At 73.0% G+C, this 14,822-nt stretch carries 14 protein-coding genes, 1 other RNA gene and 1 pseudogene; 7 read left to right on the forward strand and 9 right to left on the reverse strand.

Going from position 1 to position 14,822, the window contains the following annotated elements; genetic code table 11:
• Positions 1 to 239: 239 nt before the first annotated feature.
• The gene (locus ACWGKT_RS10405) at positions 240 to 566 is read right to left on the reverse strand and encodes a nuclear transport factor 2 family protein (protein ID WP_235457503.1); all 327 of its coding nucleotides are present in this window, start codon (positions 564 to 566) and stop codon (positions 240 to 242) included.
• A gap of 141 nt (positions 567 to 707) precedes the next feature.
• Between ACWGKT_RS10405 and ACWGKT_RS10410 the strand changes: the two genes are divergently transcribed.
• From ACWGKT_RS10410 to ACWGKT_RS10425, 4 genes are all read left to right on the forward strand, one after another.
• On the forward strand, positions 708 to 1,259 hold the full coding sequence (locus tag ACWGKT_RS10410) for a DoxX family membrane protein (RefSeq protein WP_453273247.1): 552 nt from the start codon (positions 708 to 710) through the stop codon (positions 1,257 to 1,259).
• 93 nt (positions 1,260 to 1,352) lie between these two features.
• Positions 1,353 to 1,751: a MazG-like family protein gene (locus tag ACWGKT_RS10415; RefSeq protein ID WP_453273248.1), complete on the forward strand. Its 399-nt coding sequence runs from the start codon at positions 1,353 to 1,355 to the stop codon at positions 1,749 to 1,751.
• A gap of 109 nt (positions 1,752 to 1,860) precedes the next feature.
• A complete protein-coding gene (locus tag ACWGKT_RS10420) occupies positions 1,861 to 3,183 on the forward strand; it encodes a hypothetical protein (protein WP_453273395.1) in 1,323 nt (440 codons plus the stop codon).
• Between the two features lie 549 nt (positions 3,184 to 3,732).
• Complete coding sequence (locus tag ACWGKT_RS10425; RefSeq protein WP_453273249.1) at positions 3,733 to 4,389, forward strand: contact-dependent growth inhibition system immunity protein; 657 nt, start codon at positions 3,733 to 3,735, stop codon at positions 4,387 to 4,389.
• Positions 4,390 to 4,478: 89 nt separating this feature from the next.
• On the opposite strand, the gene rnpB is transcribed toward ACWGKT_RS10425, so the two are convergent.
• The 4 genes and pseudogenes from rnpB to ACWGKT_RS10445 all read right to left on the reverse strand — a co-directional run bounded on the left by rnpB (position 4,479) and on the right by ACWGKT_RS10445 (position 8,183).
• Positions 4,479 to 4,880, reverse strand: an RNA gene (gene rnpB, locus ACWGKT_RS10430) — RNase P RNA component class A.
• A gap of 115 nt (positions 4,881 to 4,995) precedes the next feature.
• A pseudogene (locus tag ACWGKT_RS10435) lies at positions 4,996 to 5,775 on the reverse strand (DMT family transporter); the annotation flags it as partial.
• 19 nt (positions 5,776 to 5,794) lie between these two features.
• Positions 5,795 to 6,619: an AraC family transcriptional regulator gene (locus tag ACWGKT_RS10440; protein ID WP_356141651.1), complete on the reverse strand. Its 825-nt coding sequence runs from the start codon at positions 6,617 to 6,619 to the stop codon at positions 5,795 to 5,797.
• Positions 6,620 to 6,713: 94 nt separating this feature from the next.
• Positions 6,714 to 8,183: an RNB domain-containing ribonuclease gene (locus tag ACWGKT_RS10445; RefSeq protein ID WP_453273250.1), complete on the reverse strand. Its 1,470-nt coding sequence runs from the start codon at positions 8,181 to 8,183 to the stop codon at positions 6,714 to 6,716.
• 90 nt (positions 8,184 to 8,273) lie between these two features.
• Here ACWGKT_RS10445 and yaaA point away from each other — a divergent pair, with 90 nt between their 5' ends.
• Both yaaA and eda read left to right on the forward strand, forming a co-directional pair.
• Entirely contained in the window at positions 8,274 to 9,065 is a 792-nt protein-coding gene (gene yaaA / locus ACWGKT_RS10450; protein WP_356141643.1) for a peroxide stress protein YaaA, read from the forward strand.
• A gap of 97 nt (positions 9,066 to 9,162) precedes the next feature.
• Positions 9,163 to 9,798, forward strand: a complete 636-nt coding sequence (eda, locus tag ACWGKT_RS10455; protein ID WP_453273251.1) for a bifunctional 4-hydroxy-2-oxoglutarate aldolase/2-dehydro-3-deoxy-phosphogluconate aldolase — start codon at positions 9,163 to 9,165, stop codon at positions 9,796 to 9,798.
• Here the strand turns inward: eda and ACWGKT_RS10460 are convergent.
• A complete protein-coding gene (locus tag ACWGKT_RS10460) occupies positions 9,782 to 10,801 on the reverse strand; it encodes a zinc-dependent alcohol dehydrogenase family protein (protein ID WP_453273252.1) in 1,020 nt (339 codons plus the stop codon). The two genes, eda and ACWGKT_RS10460, sit on opposite strands and share 17 nt — an antisense overlap.
• Positions 10,802 to 10,923: 122 nt before the next feature.
• On the opposite strand from ACWGKT_RS10460, the gene ACWGKT_RS10465 reads away from it, so the two are divergent.
• Complete coding sequence (locus ACWGKT_RS10465) at positions 10,924 to 11,754, forward strand: helix-turn-helix domain-containing protein (protein ID WP_453273253.1); 831 nt, start codon at positions 10,924 to 10,926, stop codon at positions 11,752 to 11,754.
• Between the two features lie 20 nt (positions 11,755 to 11,774).
• On the opposite strand, the gene ACWGKT_RS10470 is transcribed toward ACWGKT_RS10465, so the two are convergent.
• From ACWGKT_RS10470 to ACWGKT_RS10480, 3 genes are read right to left on the reverse strand one after another with little or no spacing between them, the layout of a single operon-like run.
• Positions 11,775 to 13,112, reverse strand: a complete 1,338-nt coding sequence (locus tag ACWGKT_RS10470; protein WP_453273254.1) for a bifunctional RNase H/acid phosphatase — start codon at positions 13,110 to 13,112, stop codon at positions 11,775 to 11,777.
• Positions 13,113 to 13,123: 11 nt separating this feature from the next.
• Positions 13,124 to 13,867 carry a zinc ribbon domain-containing protein gene (locus ACWGKT_RS10475; protein ID WP_453273396.1) on the reverse strand — a complete coding sequence of 248 codons (744 nt, stop codon included), beginning with the start codon at positions 13,865 to 13,867 and terminating at the stop codon, positions 13,124 to 13,126.
• Positions 13,864 to 14,769: a Nif3-like dinuclear metal center hexameric protein gene (locus tag ACWGKT_RS10480; protein ID WP_453273255.1), complete on the reverse strand. Its 906-nt coding sequence runs from the start codon at positions 14,767 to 14,769 to the stop codon at positions 13,864 to 13,866. The genes ACWGKT_RS10475 and ACWGKT_RS10480 overlap by 4 nt, the downstream gene beginning before the upstream one ends.
• Between the last annotated feature and the right edge of the window lie 53 nt (positions 14,770 to 14,822).

A 14,822-nucleotide genomic window follows, 5' to 3' on the forward strand; every position in this document is an offset into this window, starting at 1 on the left:
CCCGTTTTCTCAGCTCTGACACACGTTTTCCTCAGTGCGCCACAAAGGTTCCTCCCTGGCTTGTGGCCGCGCCCACAGCGGGCGCCAAGAGCCTCCGAGGAACGGGATGTTTGGCATCTGTCTCAAGCGCGAGCTGGGCCGCCGCAAGAAGGCGGCCCTGGTCGTCGCACTTCCATGGCCCGGGACGGTAGGAGTTGAAGTGCACGCGAGGGCAAGGCCCTTTCGCGCGCGGGTGTCGTTCAGGCCTGCCCGGTCTCGAAGCGGGAGATCCGGCCGTCGTCCTCGATGGTGAAGTCCCACTTGGTGCGCATCTCGCCCCAGGTGTCGTTGCGGTAGCGGGCGACGAGGGAGCGGCCGTCGCGGGCCTCGCGGTCGACCTCCATGTGGCCGTGGGAGGTGAAGATCTCCCGGTCGATCCAGTCGGCGAGGTCGCGGTCGGAGCCGTCGTCCGCCATGGTCGCGCCCGGGGCGAGGAGCTGCATGAAGGCCTCGCGGTCATGGGCGTTGACGGCGGTGACGAAGGCCCGGACGGCCGGATCGCTGAGCTTGGCAGTCTGAATCGTCATGTCAGTCAGATTCACATCGCTCCCCCGGCCCCGCCACCCGAACGGCGCCCCGGGCGGGCCGGTCGGGTGTGTCCGATGCGACGGTGGATACGCGGAGGGGGACTTGTTCCTGCTGTCTGCCTGTCCTGATGGGGAGTCACCGTGACCTGTTACGACCGACGTGATCTGGGCCTGCTCCTGCTCCGACTGGGTATCGGCGGCGTGCTCGCCGCGCACGGTTCGCAGAAGCTGTTCGGCTGGTTCGGCGGGGGTGGTGTCGAGGGGACCGGCCAGTTCATGGAGTCCGTCGGCTACACACCCGGCAAGGCGTGCGCGATGGCTTCGGGGCTCGCGGAGGCGGGCGGCGGGACGCTGCTGGCGCTGGGGCTCGCCACGCCCGCCGCCGGCGCCGCGGCGGCCGGCGGGATGGCGGGCGCGTCGGCCGTCCACGCCCCCAACGGCTTCTTCGCCCAGGAGGGTGGCTTCGAGTATCCGGCGACCCTCGGCCTGGCCGCCGCCGGCCTCGCCGTCGCGGGCCCCGGCCGCCTCTCCCTCGACCACGCCCTCGGCCACGTCTTCGACCGCGGCTGGATGGTCCCGGCGGCCCTCGGGGTGACGGCGGCGGTCACGGCGGTGGTGGTGGGCGCGCGCAACCAGCGGGTGCGCAGGCAGGCGGAGGGCGAGGGGGAGCAGGAGGCGTTGTTCGAGGAGTAGGGGGCGCGCTCCCGGGCGGCGCGTGGGTGTGTGTGCCGGGGCTGGTCCGTGCGCGCCAGGGGGCCGCTCCGTATCCGTGTCAAGCTGCTCCGTATGACTGAGCAGGACGCCCCCGCCCCCGCCCAGGACCTCTGGTCCGCCATCGACGCCCTGTGGGCCTGGCTGGACGCCGATCAGCCGATCGGCGGCGCGGAGGGGATGCTGCTGCGGATGCTGAAGCTGTCGGAGGAGGTCGGCGAGGTCGCCGAGGCGGTGATCGGGGCGACGGGCCAGAACCCGCGCAAGGGCATCACCCACACCTGGGACGACGTCCAGGCCGAACTCTGCGACGTCGTCATCACGGCTCTTGTGGCGCTGCGCACCCTGACCCCGGACACGCGGGAGGTGTTCGCGCGGCATCTGGCCCGGGTGACGGGCCGTTCACTGGGTCCGTCCGGGGCTGTTCATCCCGTGGACGGGCCCGCGCCGGGCGCAGTTGGTGGGGCGCACTGACCCTTCTCGTCGACATCGACGCGAAGAAGGGGTCCCAGTGCAGGACTACGTTTTCCCCCGTGGCCGTAGGACAGTTGCCGTGGCGGGCGGGCTGCTGACGCTCGCGGCCATGGGCATGGGAAGCCAGGCGCACGCGGTGAGCTACGGCACGCCGACCATCTCCCTGTCCACGGCCTACCTGTCCGGCGCGGTCGGTGCCGTCGGTGACCCGACGGTCCAGGTGACGGTCGCTCAGAGCGGCGCGGACGCGGGCGCGTTGACGGTCTCGGCGTCCCTGAGCAGCCGGACCACCGTGGCCCGGACGACGGACGTCACGGTCACCGGCACCGGCGGCACCCGGCAGGTCGCGGTCAACGCCCGCGCGCAGGGCTACACCGACCTGACGCTGAAGGTGACCGGCGTGGACGGGCGGACCGCGACGAAGACGCTGCACTACGCGGCCTCCGCAGCCGTGCAACAGCCCGCGGACACGCGGTACTTCAGCGGTTCCAGCGACGCGTCGGCGGCGGTCGACGTCGGCGGCGGCTATGTCGTCGTGGCGGACGACGAGTCCAACGCCCTGCGGCTGTACGACCGCAACGCCTCCGGAGCGCCCCTGAAGTCCTGGGACTTCAGCTCGCGGCTGGGTGTCACCAAGGAGGTCGACATCGAGGGCGCGGCTCGCGTCGGCGACACGATCTACTGGACCGGTTCGCTGGGCAACAACAAGGACGGCGAGTACAAGTCGGCCCGGAACACGGTCTTCACCACGAAGGTGACGGGCAGCGGCAGCGGCACGACGCTGACCTACGGCAGCTCGTACAAGAAGCTCCGCGACGACCTGGTGGCCTGGGACGAGGCGCACGGCGACCGGTACGGCTTCGCGGCCGGCACGGCGACCGGCCAGGTGCCGAAGCAGATCGACGGCTTCAACGTGGAGGGCCTGGAGTTCGCCCCCGGCTCGACGACCACCGCCTACGTCGGCTTCCGCGCCCCGCTCGCGCCGGCCGTGCCCGGCGGCAAGGCCCTGCTCGTGCCGGTCACCAACATCGACCAGGTGGTGGCGGGCAGGGCGTCGGCCGCCTTCGGCACCCCGATCGAGCTCGACCTCGGCGGTCTGTCGGTCCGTGACATCCGCAAGAACGACGCGAACCAGTACCTGATCGTGGCCGGTTCCTGGGCGGCCGACGACAACTCCGACCCGTACGCCCTCTACTCCTGGACCGGCAACGCGGCCGACCGTCCGGTCAAGCTCCGCGACCTGCCGACCACCGACCCCGGCGGCTGGGAGGCCGTGGTCGACGTCCCCGACCTCACCTCCCCGACGGCCCGCGCCGAGCTCCTGACCGACAACGGCTCCGCCGACCTCTACGGCGACGGCACGGAGGCGAAGGACCTCACGCACCCGGAGTGGAAGAAGTCCCGGGGGGTGTGGTTCACGGTGACCGGCTGACACCGGCCGCCACCGGCGGTGCGAGCGGTCCTTCGGGGCCGCTCGCATCGCACGCGCCCTTTCCGCGGACCGGGTGGTCGCCTCGCGTCCGGGCGAAAGAAGCGCGCGTCGGCGCGAAAGACGGCCCCGCCCGCGCGCCGGAAAAGTCGGCTTTCCCACGCCCTGTGCAGGAAGGCGACGACCCATGACCCCGAACCCGCAGGTCCAGACCGTCCGCGGACCCGTGGCGGCGAGCGACCTCGGCACCGTATGGATGCATGAGCACGCTCGTTCTCAGCGAGGAGCTCCGGCGGAGCCTCCCGGAGAGCTGATCGGATGCGGCGCCGGTTCGAGGAGGCCCTGAAGGCACTCGCCGGAGAACGGCCGCTCTATCTTCGGGACGGCGCAGCCATCATGTGACCGGCACACAACAGGCGTTATTCACACCCTGTGTCGACGCGGCCCAACGCTTCACCGACGCGAGGTTCGAAAAAACACAGGGCTCCACCTCACCCGTTACGACTCCTCACCTCGTTCCCCCAGCCCTGATACGCGCGCTTGGAGCAACCCATGAGTCAGGCACTTCCGCCGGGCCGGCGATTCCATGAACTCAGCAACCTGCTGGAGGCCTATGCGTACACCGGCTTCACGTTCTCCGACACACCAGAGACCCCGGGCCCTGGCCTGGACTCTTATCTCAGGATCACCGCCCGGGATCCCGCACGCGCCGCAACGGCGGTTCAGCAGATCGACGACCTGCTCTCGGTCGGGCTCTTCTCCGAGGAGATCGCCGGCGACGTGGAGAACCTGCCGCACATCCGCCCACCGATGGGGGCAAGCGTGGAGGACTGCTTGCGCATCGCCAGGGACCATCTCCACCGGCTCTTGCAGGACCCGTCACGCGTTCCCGGGGAGAACCCGCAGAACGCCTGGGAATGGAACGAGCGGTTCCCCGAGGTGAGCCAGTTGCTCGGGGCCTACTTCCACCGGGATTTCTCCTACCTCTACGAGTCTCGCGATGAGGCTCTCGATGAGTACGTCAGCCAATCCGAACGGGAGGATCGTGCACGGGCAGCGCGAGAGCTCGGTGAACTCCTGGCCACGGTCTCCTCGGACCAGGAACTCGGCGATGCGGCGACAGCTCTGGGGCTCGACCTGATGCCCCCGCAGGGGATGTCACTTCGGCAGTGGCTCGAGTCGGTCCGCCGGCGGATCGCCGCGGCTTAGCGGATTCGGACCTCGACATGTACGAGAGCGCGCCGAAGGACTTCGCCGACGCCGGAGCGGCCTTGACTCCCAGGTCAAGGCCATAAGGGCAGACGAGCCGAGCTGTACGCCGGGTTCTGTTCCCCGGTTCCTCGCGGAGTCCGGGGTGACGGCCATCCATCTAGGGCCGGCGTTGCCGTCGGCCTCGTGCGGTCTACCCGCGGACTCGGGCGGGCAGCCCTCGAACGTCCGCGCAGAAACACCGGGGTGTTTCCTTTTGACCTTGCTCCAGGTGGGGTTTACCTAGCTGCCCAGGTCACCCTGGGCACTGGTGGTCTCTTACACCACCGTTTCACCCTTACCGAGGACCGAGATCCCCGGCGGTCTGTTTTCTGTGGCACTGTCCCGCGGGTCACCCCGGGTGGCCGTTAGCCACCACCCTGCCCTGTGGAGCCCGGACGTTCCTCGGGAAGCCCCCTAGGGGGACTCCACGCGGCCGTCCGCCCGGCTCGTCTGCCGTGTCGACCATGTTACCGGTCGTGCGGGACCGCTCGGGCCGGCGGCCGTCGCCAGTACCGAGCCCGCCAGGATCAGGGTGAAGGCGGCGGCGACGGTGGCGGTGAGCGGCTCGTCCAGGAACAGTGCCCCGGCCGCCACCGCGACCGCCGGATTGACGTACGTGAACACCGTGGCCCGGGTCGGCCCCGCCTCCTTGATCAGCTCCAGGAAGGCGATGAAGGCGAGCGCCGTGCACAGGACGCCCAGGCCGGCGAGGGCGGTCAGGGTCTGCGCGGACGGGACGGTGGACGGCCAGGTGACCGCGGCCGCGGGGGCGTAGACCAGGGCGGCCAGGGCCAGGCAGGGCGCCGTGAGCTGGAGCGTGGAGACGTTCTTGAGGCGGCGGGCGGCTATCAGGGGCGCGGTCGCGTAGCCCAGCACCGTCAGCAGGACCTCGACCAGGGAGCGCGCGTCGCCGCCGGTCAGGTGGGGGACGGTGAGGACCGCGACGCCGGCCAGGCCCAGGGCCAGCCCGGACGCCCGTCGCACGCCGAGCCGTTCGGTGTCGCCCAGGCAGCGGGCCAGGACCACGCCGACGATCGGCACGCCCGCGATCAGCAGGCCCGCGGTGGAGCTGGACAGGTGCCGTTCGGCGTCGGTGAGGGTGAACCAGGGGACCATGATCTCGATGCACGCGAAGGCCAGCATGGGACGCCAGTGGGTCCGTACGGTCCTGGTCAGGCCGCCCTGGCCGAGGGCGAACGGGAGCAGGAGGGCCGCGCCGAGTGCGCAGCGCGTGAAGACCACCATCGACGGGGACACCTCGTCCACCGCCACCTTGATCATCAGATAGGGGATGCCCCAGACCACTCCCATCAGGGAGAACAGGAACCAGCCGCGTGCAGTCATACGGCGAGTTTCGGCCGGGTCAGCGCCAGGTGTCTTGAACGCTGTTGCGGTACGCCGCCGGGGTGACCCCCAGCACCCGGCGGAACCAGCGGGTGAGGTGCGCCTGGTCGGCGAAGCCCACCAGTGGTGCGACCTCGGCGGGGCGCAGTCCCGCCTCCAGCAGCGCGCGGGCCCGGGTCACCCGGTACTGGGCGAGCCAGGCATAGGGCGGGAGCCCCATTGTCGTACGGAAGGCGCGCAGGAGCTGGTAGCGGGACAGGCCCAGGTCGGCGGCGAGCGCGGCGAGGGAGGGCGGGGTGGTGAGGTCGTCGGCGAGGCGGTCGCGGACGCTCAGCGCTATCCCGTGCGCGCCGGCGATCCGGTCCGGGGCGATGGTCGCCGTGGAGTGGCGGCTGACCAGGGCGGCGAGCAGCCAGGGCAGTCGGGACTCGGCCTCCAGGGGGTCGGGGTGGCGGGCCAGGTCGGTGTGGGCCGACCGGAAGGCCGCGGCCAGCTCGGGGTCGTCGATGAGCGGTTCGCGAAAGTGCGGCTGTCCGCCGCGGACGCCGTCGCCGAGCAGCGCGGGGTCGGCGTACAGGGCACGGTAGGCGTAGCCGTCGGTGGCGGTGGCGGGTCCGCCGGTGTGCACCTCGCCGGGGGCCAGCACGACGAGGGAGGCCGGGCCGGTGCGGATGCGGCCGCCGCGGTAGTCGATGACCTCGGAGCCGCCGACGCAGACGCCGACGGTGAACTCCTCGTGGGCGTGCGGGGCGTAGACGTGCTTGTCGAAGCGGGCCGTCAACAGGTCGAGGGGTGGGCCGCACGGGCCCAGCCTGGCCCGGGTCCAGCGTGCCTGTTCCGCCATCTCGTACCCCCTCGAACCCCCGCGTGCGCTCCGCAGAGGTACAACGCCTTCGGGGCCGGCTTCCATGCCGCGGTGGGCGCGCTCGAAGGCGCGCTCACGCGGGCACGAACAGCACCTGTGCCGCTCCCGGATCCGCCCGGGTGAGCCGGACCGGCAGCCGCTCCCCCAGGGGGAGGCGGTCGCCCTCGATCCGGCCGGTCACGGCGGGCGAGCGAAGCTGTACGGTCCCGGCGGCGGGCCGGTGCTCGTCCAGGTCCACCACACAGCCGTCGAAGACCTCGCCCACCCGGTCCCGCAACAGCGCGGCCTCGACGAGGCCGACGACCTCCCGTTCGACGGTCCCCGCGCGCCGCGAGCCCTCGGCCATCCGCCCGGGCAGCGCGTCGAGCGCGTCGAGCACCCGGTCGGGCGGGGCCTGTCCGGCGGCGGCCGCGAGGCAGAGCTCGGCGGCGTAGCGGTCGGCGAGGCGGTGCAGCGGGGCCGTGCAGGGGGCGTAGGGGGCGGCGACGGCGGCGTGTGTGGTGATCGCGGGCAGGGCGCCGTCCCGGAAGACGGTGCAGCCCGCGCCGCGCAGCAGGGTCGTGCACTCCTGGAGGAAGGCCGCGTGGTCGGGGCGGTGCGGGTCCAGGGAGCGGACCAGCGCCGCGTACGACACGTGGTGCGGCCAGTCGATGTCCAGGGCGTGCGCGGTACGGCGCAGCCGGGCGACGTCCCCCACTCTCGACTTCGCTCGACCGGGGGGACCCCCATCGTCCGGGGCGGCGGGGAGGATGCGCAGGACGCCGGTGCCGTGGGCGAGCATCAGGTCGGCCGCCGCCATGCCGGTGAGCAGGGAGAGCTGGGCGGCCCAGCCCTCGGCGGGCGGCGGGGCGTGGTAGGTCGGGTCGTAGCCGTCGCCCCGCTCGGTGATCTCCTGCTCGGGCACGCACAGCGAGATGCCGCCGCGCTCGACCTCCAGTCGCTCGCGGGCCTCGCCGATCTCCTTGAGCAGCGCGACCGGTTCCTCGGCGGTGCCGCCGTCGAGCTGCCGCCGCACGTCCGCGTGGTCGAGCCGGGCGCGGCTGCGGACGAGGGCCCGGCGGACGTCGACAGCCCGGGTACGCGCCTCGGCGTCCAGGTCGATCGTCCACAGGACCGCCGGACGGTCCTGGTCCGGCAGCAGGCTCGCGGCGCCCTCGCCGAGGACGGCGGGGTGCAGCGGGACCTCGCCGTCCGGGAAGTGGAGGGTGATGGCCCGCCGGTGGGTCTCCGCGTCCAGGGCTCCGCCGGGTACGACGAAGGCGGCGACGTCGGCGACGGCGTACCGCACGCGGTAGCCACCACCGTGCCGGGACAGGTGCGTCGCCCCGTCCAGGCCGCCGACGTCGGGCCGGCCGACCGTGAAGAAGGGGATGTCGGTGGCCTCGTACGAGGGAAGGACGGGGGCCTTCGCGGCCCGCTCGGCCTCGGCGAGCACCTCGGCCGGAAAGCCCTCGGGCACACCGAGGCGACTGCGCAACGCGCTGAGGGCGGCCCGGAGAGGGGCATCGGGGGCGCCGGTCACGCGGATGTGGCGGCGGGGCATGTGTCGAGAGTAGGGCGGGGGTCGCGGGGTGGCACGCCGTACGCTGTGGCGAGTTCTGGAAGAGCGAGTTCTGGAAGAGAAGGAGAACCCGTGCTCGTCCTGCTGCCTCCCTCCGAAGGAAAGGCATCCTCCGGCCGTGGCGCCCCGCTGAAGCCGGAGTCGCTGTCCCTGCCGGGGCTCGGTGCCGCCCGCGAGGCCGTGCTCGACGAGCTGGTGGAGCTGTGCGCCGGGGCCGCCGGGGACGACGAGAAGGCCCGTGAGGTGCTCGGCCTGAGCGAGGGGCTGCGGGGCGAGGTCGCGAAGAACGCGGAGCTGCGCACGGCCGGGGCGCGCCCCGCCGGGGAGATCTACACCGGTGTTCTGTACGACGCCCTCGGACTGGCCTCCCTCGACACCGCCGCCAAGCGGCGCGCCGCGCGCTCGTTGCTGGTCTTCTCCGGGCTGTGGGGCGCCGTCCGGGTGACCGACCGCATCCCTTCCTACCGCTGCTCGATGGGCGTGAAGCTGCCCGGACTCGGCGCGCTGGGCGCGCACTGGCGGGCCCCGATGGCCACGGTCCTGCCCGAGGCCGCGGGCGCCGGGCTCGTCCTCGACCTGCGCTCCTCCGCCTACGCGGCCGCCTGGAAGCCGAAGGGCGAGGTGGCCGGGCGGACCGCGAGCGTACGGGTGCTGCACGCGCCGACCCGGAAGGTCGTCAGCCACTTCAACAAGGCGACGAAGGGCCGGATCGTCCGGAGCCTGCTGGCGTCGGGCACGGCACCCGAGAACCCGGCCCGGCTGGTCGAGGCCTTGCGCGATCTCGGGTACGTCGTGGAGGCGGAGGCGCCCGCGAAGGCCGGTCAGGCCTGGTCGCTGGACGTGCTGGTGACGGAGGTTCACTGACCCCTTCGCCCCGATCCACGCCTTCGCTCCGCCCCGCCCCTCGAGGTCATTGCAGCATGTGCAATGACCTTTGCGCACACTGCATCCCAAGGGCAGGATGAGCGGCATGCCCTCGTCACTGCTGGACCTCGCGCCCGTCGTCCCGGTCGTCGTGGTAGAGGACGCCGCCCACGCCGTACCGCTCGCGCGGGCGCTGGTCGCGGGCGGGCTGCCCGCGGTCGAGGTGACGCTGCGGACGTCGGCCGCGCTCGACGCGATCCGGGCGATCGCAGCCGAGGTCCCGGCCGCGATGGTCGGTGCGGGCACGGTCATCACACCGGCCCAGGTGACGGCGTGTGTGGCGGCGGGGGCGCGCTTCCTGGTCAGCCCCGGCTGGACGGACGGACTGCTGAATGCCATGCGGGCCTCCGGGGTGCCGTTCCTGCCGGGGGTGTCGACCACGACGGAGGTGGTGGCGCTCCTGGAGCGCGGGGTGCGGGAGATGAAGTTCTTCCCGGCGCAGGCGGCCGGCGGTACGGCCTATCTGCGGTCGCTGGCCGGTCCGTTGCCGCAGGCCCGCTTCTGCCCCACCGGGGGCATCGGCCCCGGGACCGCCCCGGAGTACCTGTCTCTCCCCAACGTCGGCTGTGTGGGCGGGAGTTGGATGGTCCCGGCGGACGCCGTCGCCGCCCGGGACTGGGCGCGGGTCGAGACGCTGGCCCGGGAGGCGGCCGGGCTCAGGCCACGCGGATGACGACCTTGCCGAAGGGCGCGCCGGCCGCGTAGTGGCGGTAGGCCTCATGGACCTCGTCGAAGGCGAAGACGCGGTCGACGACCGGGCGCAGGCCGTTCCGGATGATCGCGCGATTCATCCCCTCGAACTGCGTGCGGCTGCCGACGAAGATCCGCCGCATGCTCACCAGGCTCGACGCCAGCGCGTCCGTACTGATCTCCAGGGACGGGCGGCGCGGGCCGCCGGCGGCGACCAGGACGAGACGGCCGTAGAGGCCGGTCGCACGCACCGACTGCTCGATGGTGTCCGGTCCGCCGGTCTCGACGACGAGATCGGCCCCGCGCCCGCCGGTCAGCTCCCGGACGGCCCGGCCCCATGCCGGGTTCCGCGCGTGGTCGACGACGTGGTCGGCGCCGAGGGCCTTGAGGCGGTCGGCCATCGCCGGCCGGGAGGTCGTGGCGACGACCTCGGCGCCGAGGATCTTCGCGAACCGCACGGCGAACAGGGACAGCGCGCCCGTGCCGAGGGTCAGGACCGTTTCGCCGGGGAGGACCGGGTCCGCGCCCGTGAGGGCGTTCCAGGCGGTGACGCCCGCGCAGGGCAGACAGGCGGCCTCCTCCCAGCTCAGGTGGGCGGGGACGGCGACGGCCGCCTCCTGGTCGAGGCGGACGTACTCGGCGAGCATGCCGGGCAGGGTGGCGCCGGGCTGGTCGATCAGGGCGGGGGTGATCCGGCCGTCGATCCAGCGGGGGAAGTAGGTGCTGGTGACGCGGTCGCCGACGGTGAAGCGGGTGACCTCCTCGCCCACCGCGACCACCTCCCCGGCGCCGTCGCTCACCGGGATCACGCCGGGGGCGGCCTTCAGCGGGTAACTCCCGTCCAGGACCATCAGGTCGCGCCGGTTGAGGGACACCGCGTGCACACGGACGACGATGTCGGTGGGGCCGGGTTCCGGGCGGGCGGCCGTGTCGCGCGCGACGATGCCGTCGACGGTGCCGGGCGTCTCGATGTGGTAGCTGCGCATGCCGCCATGCTGGGCGGACGGGGGCGGGGCCTCAATTCCCTGCCGGGTATGGGCAGTCGGTGCCGGTGCGGTGGCGACGCCCCGTCGTACCCATGTCGTACCCGTGTCGTACAACTGGGCGTATGACCACCGTCGAACCACCGGCCTTCGCCCGGGAGCTGCTGCGCTGGCGCACCGCCCGTCGGGTCAGTCAGCTCGAACTCGCCTCGCGGGCCGGGACGACACAGAGGTACGTCAGTTTCATCGAGCGGGGGCGTTCGGTGCCGGGGCGCGCGGTCGTGCTGCGGCTGGCCGAGTCGCTGGAGCTCACGCTGCGGGAGCGCAACGCGCTGCTGCTGGCGGCGGGTTACGCGCCCGCGTACCCCGAGTCACCGCTGGAGGCGAGCCGACTGGGTGCCGTGCGCGAGGCGTTGGGCGGGATCCTGGAGGGGCATCTGCCGTATCCGGCGGTCGTGGCCGGTCCCCGGGGTGACCTGGTCGCGGCCAACGCGGCGTTCGAGGTGCTCACGGAGGGGGCCGACCCCGCGCTGCTGGAGCCGCCCGTCAACCTGCTGCGGCTGGCGCTGCATCCACGCGGGACGGCGCCGCGGGTGCTGAACCTGGGGGCGTGGGGTCGGCACATCGTGGAGAACGTCCGGGCGCGTGCCGCCCGCAGCCCCGATCCCGGGCTCGACGCGCTGGCGGACGAACTCGCCGGGTACGTACCGCCGTACGCACCGGACGACGACTACCTCGGCTTCGCCGTCCCGCTCCGACTGCGCTGCGCGGAGGGCGAGTTGCGGCTGCTGACCACGCTGACGTCCTTCGCCACCGCCGTCGACGTCACTCCCCCAAGCTCTCAACTTCGTTCGAGCAGGGGGGACCCCCATGCCGAGCTGCAACTGGAGGCGTTCCTGCCGGCGGACGGACCGACGGCGGAGCTGCTGCGGGAGCGGGCGGCCCGGCGCGGGTGAGCGCCTGCGCAGGTCGGCGATCAGCGCAGGTGAGACGTGTCGTTCAGCAGCCGTACGCTCGCGTTGCCGTCCGCGTAGTAGGCCACCGCCGACAGGGAGGCCGCCGACAGCTCCATGCGGAACAGGGACTCGGGCGGGGCGCCCAGGGCGAGCCGGACGAGGGTCTTGATCGGGGTCACGTGCGTCACGAGCAGAACCGTGCGGCCCTGGTGCGCGGCGATCAGCTTGTCGCGCGTGGCCGCGATCCGGGTGGCGGTCGCCGCGAAGCTCTCACCGTCGCCGGTGGGGCGGGCCTCCGGGTCGGCCAGCCAGGCGTTCAGATCGCCCGGGTAACGCTCGCGCACCTCGCCGAACGTGAGCCCCTCCCAGGCGCCGAAGTCCGTCTCGCGCAGCCCCTCGTCGACCGTCACGTCGAGCCCGAGCCGGGCGGCGACGATCCCGGCGGTCTCCCGGGTACGGGCGAGCGGGGACGCCACGACCGCCTGGATCGTGCCCCGTCGGGCGAGCGCCGCGGCCACCCGCTCGGCCTGCTCCCGGCCCGCGTCGGACAGGGACGGATCGGTTCCGCCGCTGCCCGAGAACCGCTTCTGCGGCGTCAGCGGGGTCTCGCCGTGCCGCAGCAGCACGAAGGTGGCGGGAGCACCGAGGTCGGGCGCGGACCAGCCGGGGGCCGGCGCCTCCTTCGGCGCAGCCATCGGTGCGGCTTGCGGCGTCTCTTCCGGCGCCTCTGCCGACGGCACCGGCTTCGCCGTCTCTTCCCCCGTACCCTTCGGCCCGTCCGCGGCGACGGTCCGGGCCGCCCGTACGTCCGCCAGCGCCGCCCGCGCGCGTGCCGCGCCCGCCGTGGCGTCCCCGGGCGGGCCGGACGGCTCGGGAACCGCGGCCCGTGCGCGCTGCGCCGCCGACGCGTCCAGCTCGGCCGTGGACGTCGGCGGCGACCACTGCTCGCCCCGGCCGCCCGCGTCCATCGCCTCGTTGGCCAGCCGGTCCGCGTGTTTGTTCCGCTCGCGCGGGATCCACTCGTACGTCACCCGCTCGGGCGGGAAGACGCGGTTCGCCTCCGCCGCGAGGGGCTTCAGGTCGGGGTGCTTGATCTTCCAGCGGCCCGACATCTGCTCGACGGCGAGCTTGGAGTCCATGCGCACGTGCACCGCGGCGGACGGGTCGAGGGCGTGCGCGGCGCGCAGGCCGGCGATCAGACCCCGGTACTCGGCCACGTTGTTGGTGGCGATCCCGATGTACTCCGCCGCCTCGGCGAGGGTCTCGCCCGACGCCGCCTCGATCACCACGGCCCCGTAGCCCGCGGGCCCCGGGTTGCCCCGCGACCCGCCGTCGGCCTCGACGATGAACTCCCGCACGGCTTCGGTCCCTACAGGCCGGACTCGGCCGTGCGCACCAGGATGCGGCGGCAGTTCTCGCAGCGCACGACCGTGTCGGGCGCGGCCTTGCGGATCTCGGCCAGCTCGGTGATGGCCAGCTCCTGGCGGCAGCCCTGGCAGGTGCGCTGGTACAGCTTGGCCGCGCCGATGCCGCCCTGCTGCTCGCGCAGCTTGTCGTAGAGCTTGAGCAGGTCCGCCGGGACCGAGCCCGCGATGACCTCGCGCTCCTTGGTCACCGAGGCAGCCTCGCCGTCGATCTCCTCGAAAGCGGCCGCCCGGCGAGCGGTCGCGTCGTCGATCTTCGCCTGGACGGAGGCCACCCGCCCGGTCAGCTCGCCCACCCGCTCCTGCGCGGCCTCACGGCGCTCCATGACCTCCAGGACGACGTCCTCCAGGTCGCCCTGGCGCTTGGCGAGGGAGGCGATCTCGTGCTGGAGGTTCGACAGGTCCTTGGGGGAGGTGACCGCGCCGGAGTCCAGGCGCTGCTGGTCGCGGGCGGCACGCTGGCGCACCTGGTCCACGTCCTGCTCGGCCTTGGTCTGCTCGCGGGCGCAGTCGCTCTCCTCCGTCTGCGCGGCCACGAGCAGGTCGCGCAGCTGCGTGAGGTCCTTCGTCAGCGACTCGATCTCGGCGTGCTCGGGCAGCGACTTCCGCTTGTGCGCCAGCTGCTGCAGGCGGACGTCGAGGGCCTGGACGTCGAGGAGTCGGATCTGGTCGGCGGGCGCGGCGTTCAGTTGGGGGCTCCCGTTGAGCTAGAAGAGGAAGGGGCGCGCGAAGCGCTCGCTGGAGGGGTGGTGGTGGGCGACGGATGGGCGGACGCCGCGTGGGCGGTCCAGGGGTCGGTGACCGTCTTGGAGACGTGGACGCGCAGGTCCCAGCCGTGGCGGTCGGAGATCTCGTCGAGCTGGGCTGCGGCCAGCTCGCACCAGGGCCACTCGGTGGCCCAGTGCGCCGCGTCGAGCAAAACGAGGGGACCTTGGGCCACCGCCTCGGAGACGGGGTGGTGGCGCAGGTCCGCGGTGAGGAAGGCGTCGACGCCGGCCGCCCGGACCTGGTCAAAGAGGCTGTCGCCGGAGCCGCCGCTGACGGCGACGGTGTGCACGACGGCCTCGGGGTCGCCGGCCACCCGGATGCCCTGCGCGGTGGCGGGCAGTCGCTCGGCGGCGCGGGCGGCCAGCTCACGGACGGTCAGCGGGTGGTCGAGTTCGCAGACGCGGCCCAGGCCCCGGCGGCCCTCGGGGTCGGTCGGGTCCGGCACGAGCGGACGGACGACCCGCAGGTCCAGCGCCCCGGCCAGCGCGTCGCTGACGCCCGGGTCGGCCGTGTCGGCGTTGGTGTGGGCGACGTGCAGCGCGATGTCGTTCTTGATCAGCGTGTGCACCACCCGGCCCTTGAAGGTGGAGGCCGCGACCGTGGTCGTCCCGCGCAGATAGAGCGGGTGGTGGGTGACCAGCAGGTCGGCATCCAGCTTCACCGCCTCGTCGACGATCTCCTGGACGGGGTCGACGGCGAAGAGGACCCGGGCGACCTCCTGGTCGGGGTCGCCCACGACCGTGCCGACCGCGTCCCAGGACTCGGCCCGCTCGGCGGGCCACAGGTTGTCCAGCGCGGCGATGACTTCAGACAGACGGGGCACGGGGAAAAGGCTACCTGGCTGTTCTGGGGGGATGTACCGGCTGCGTCCCCAAA

This window comes from Streptomyces sp. NPDC054794 (assembly GCF_053611585.1).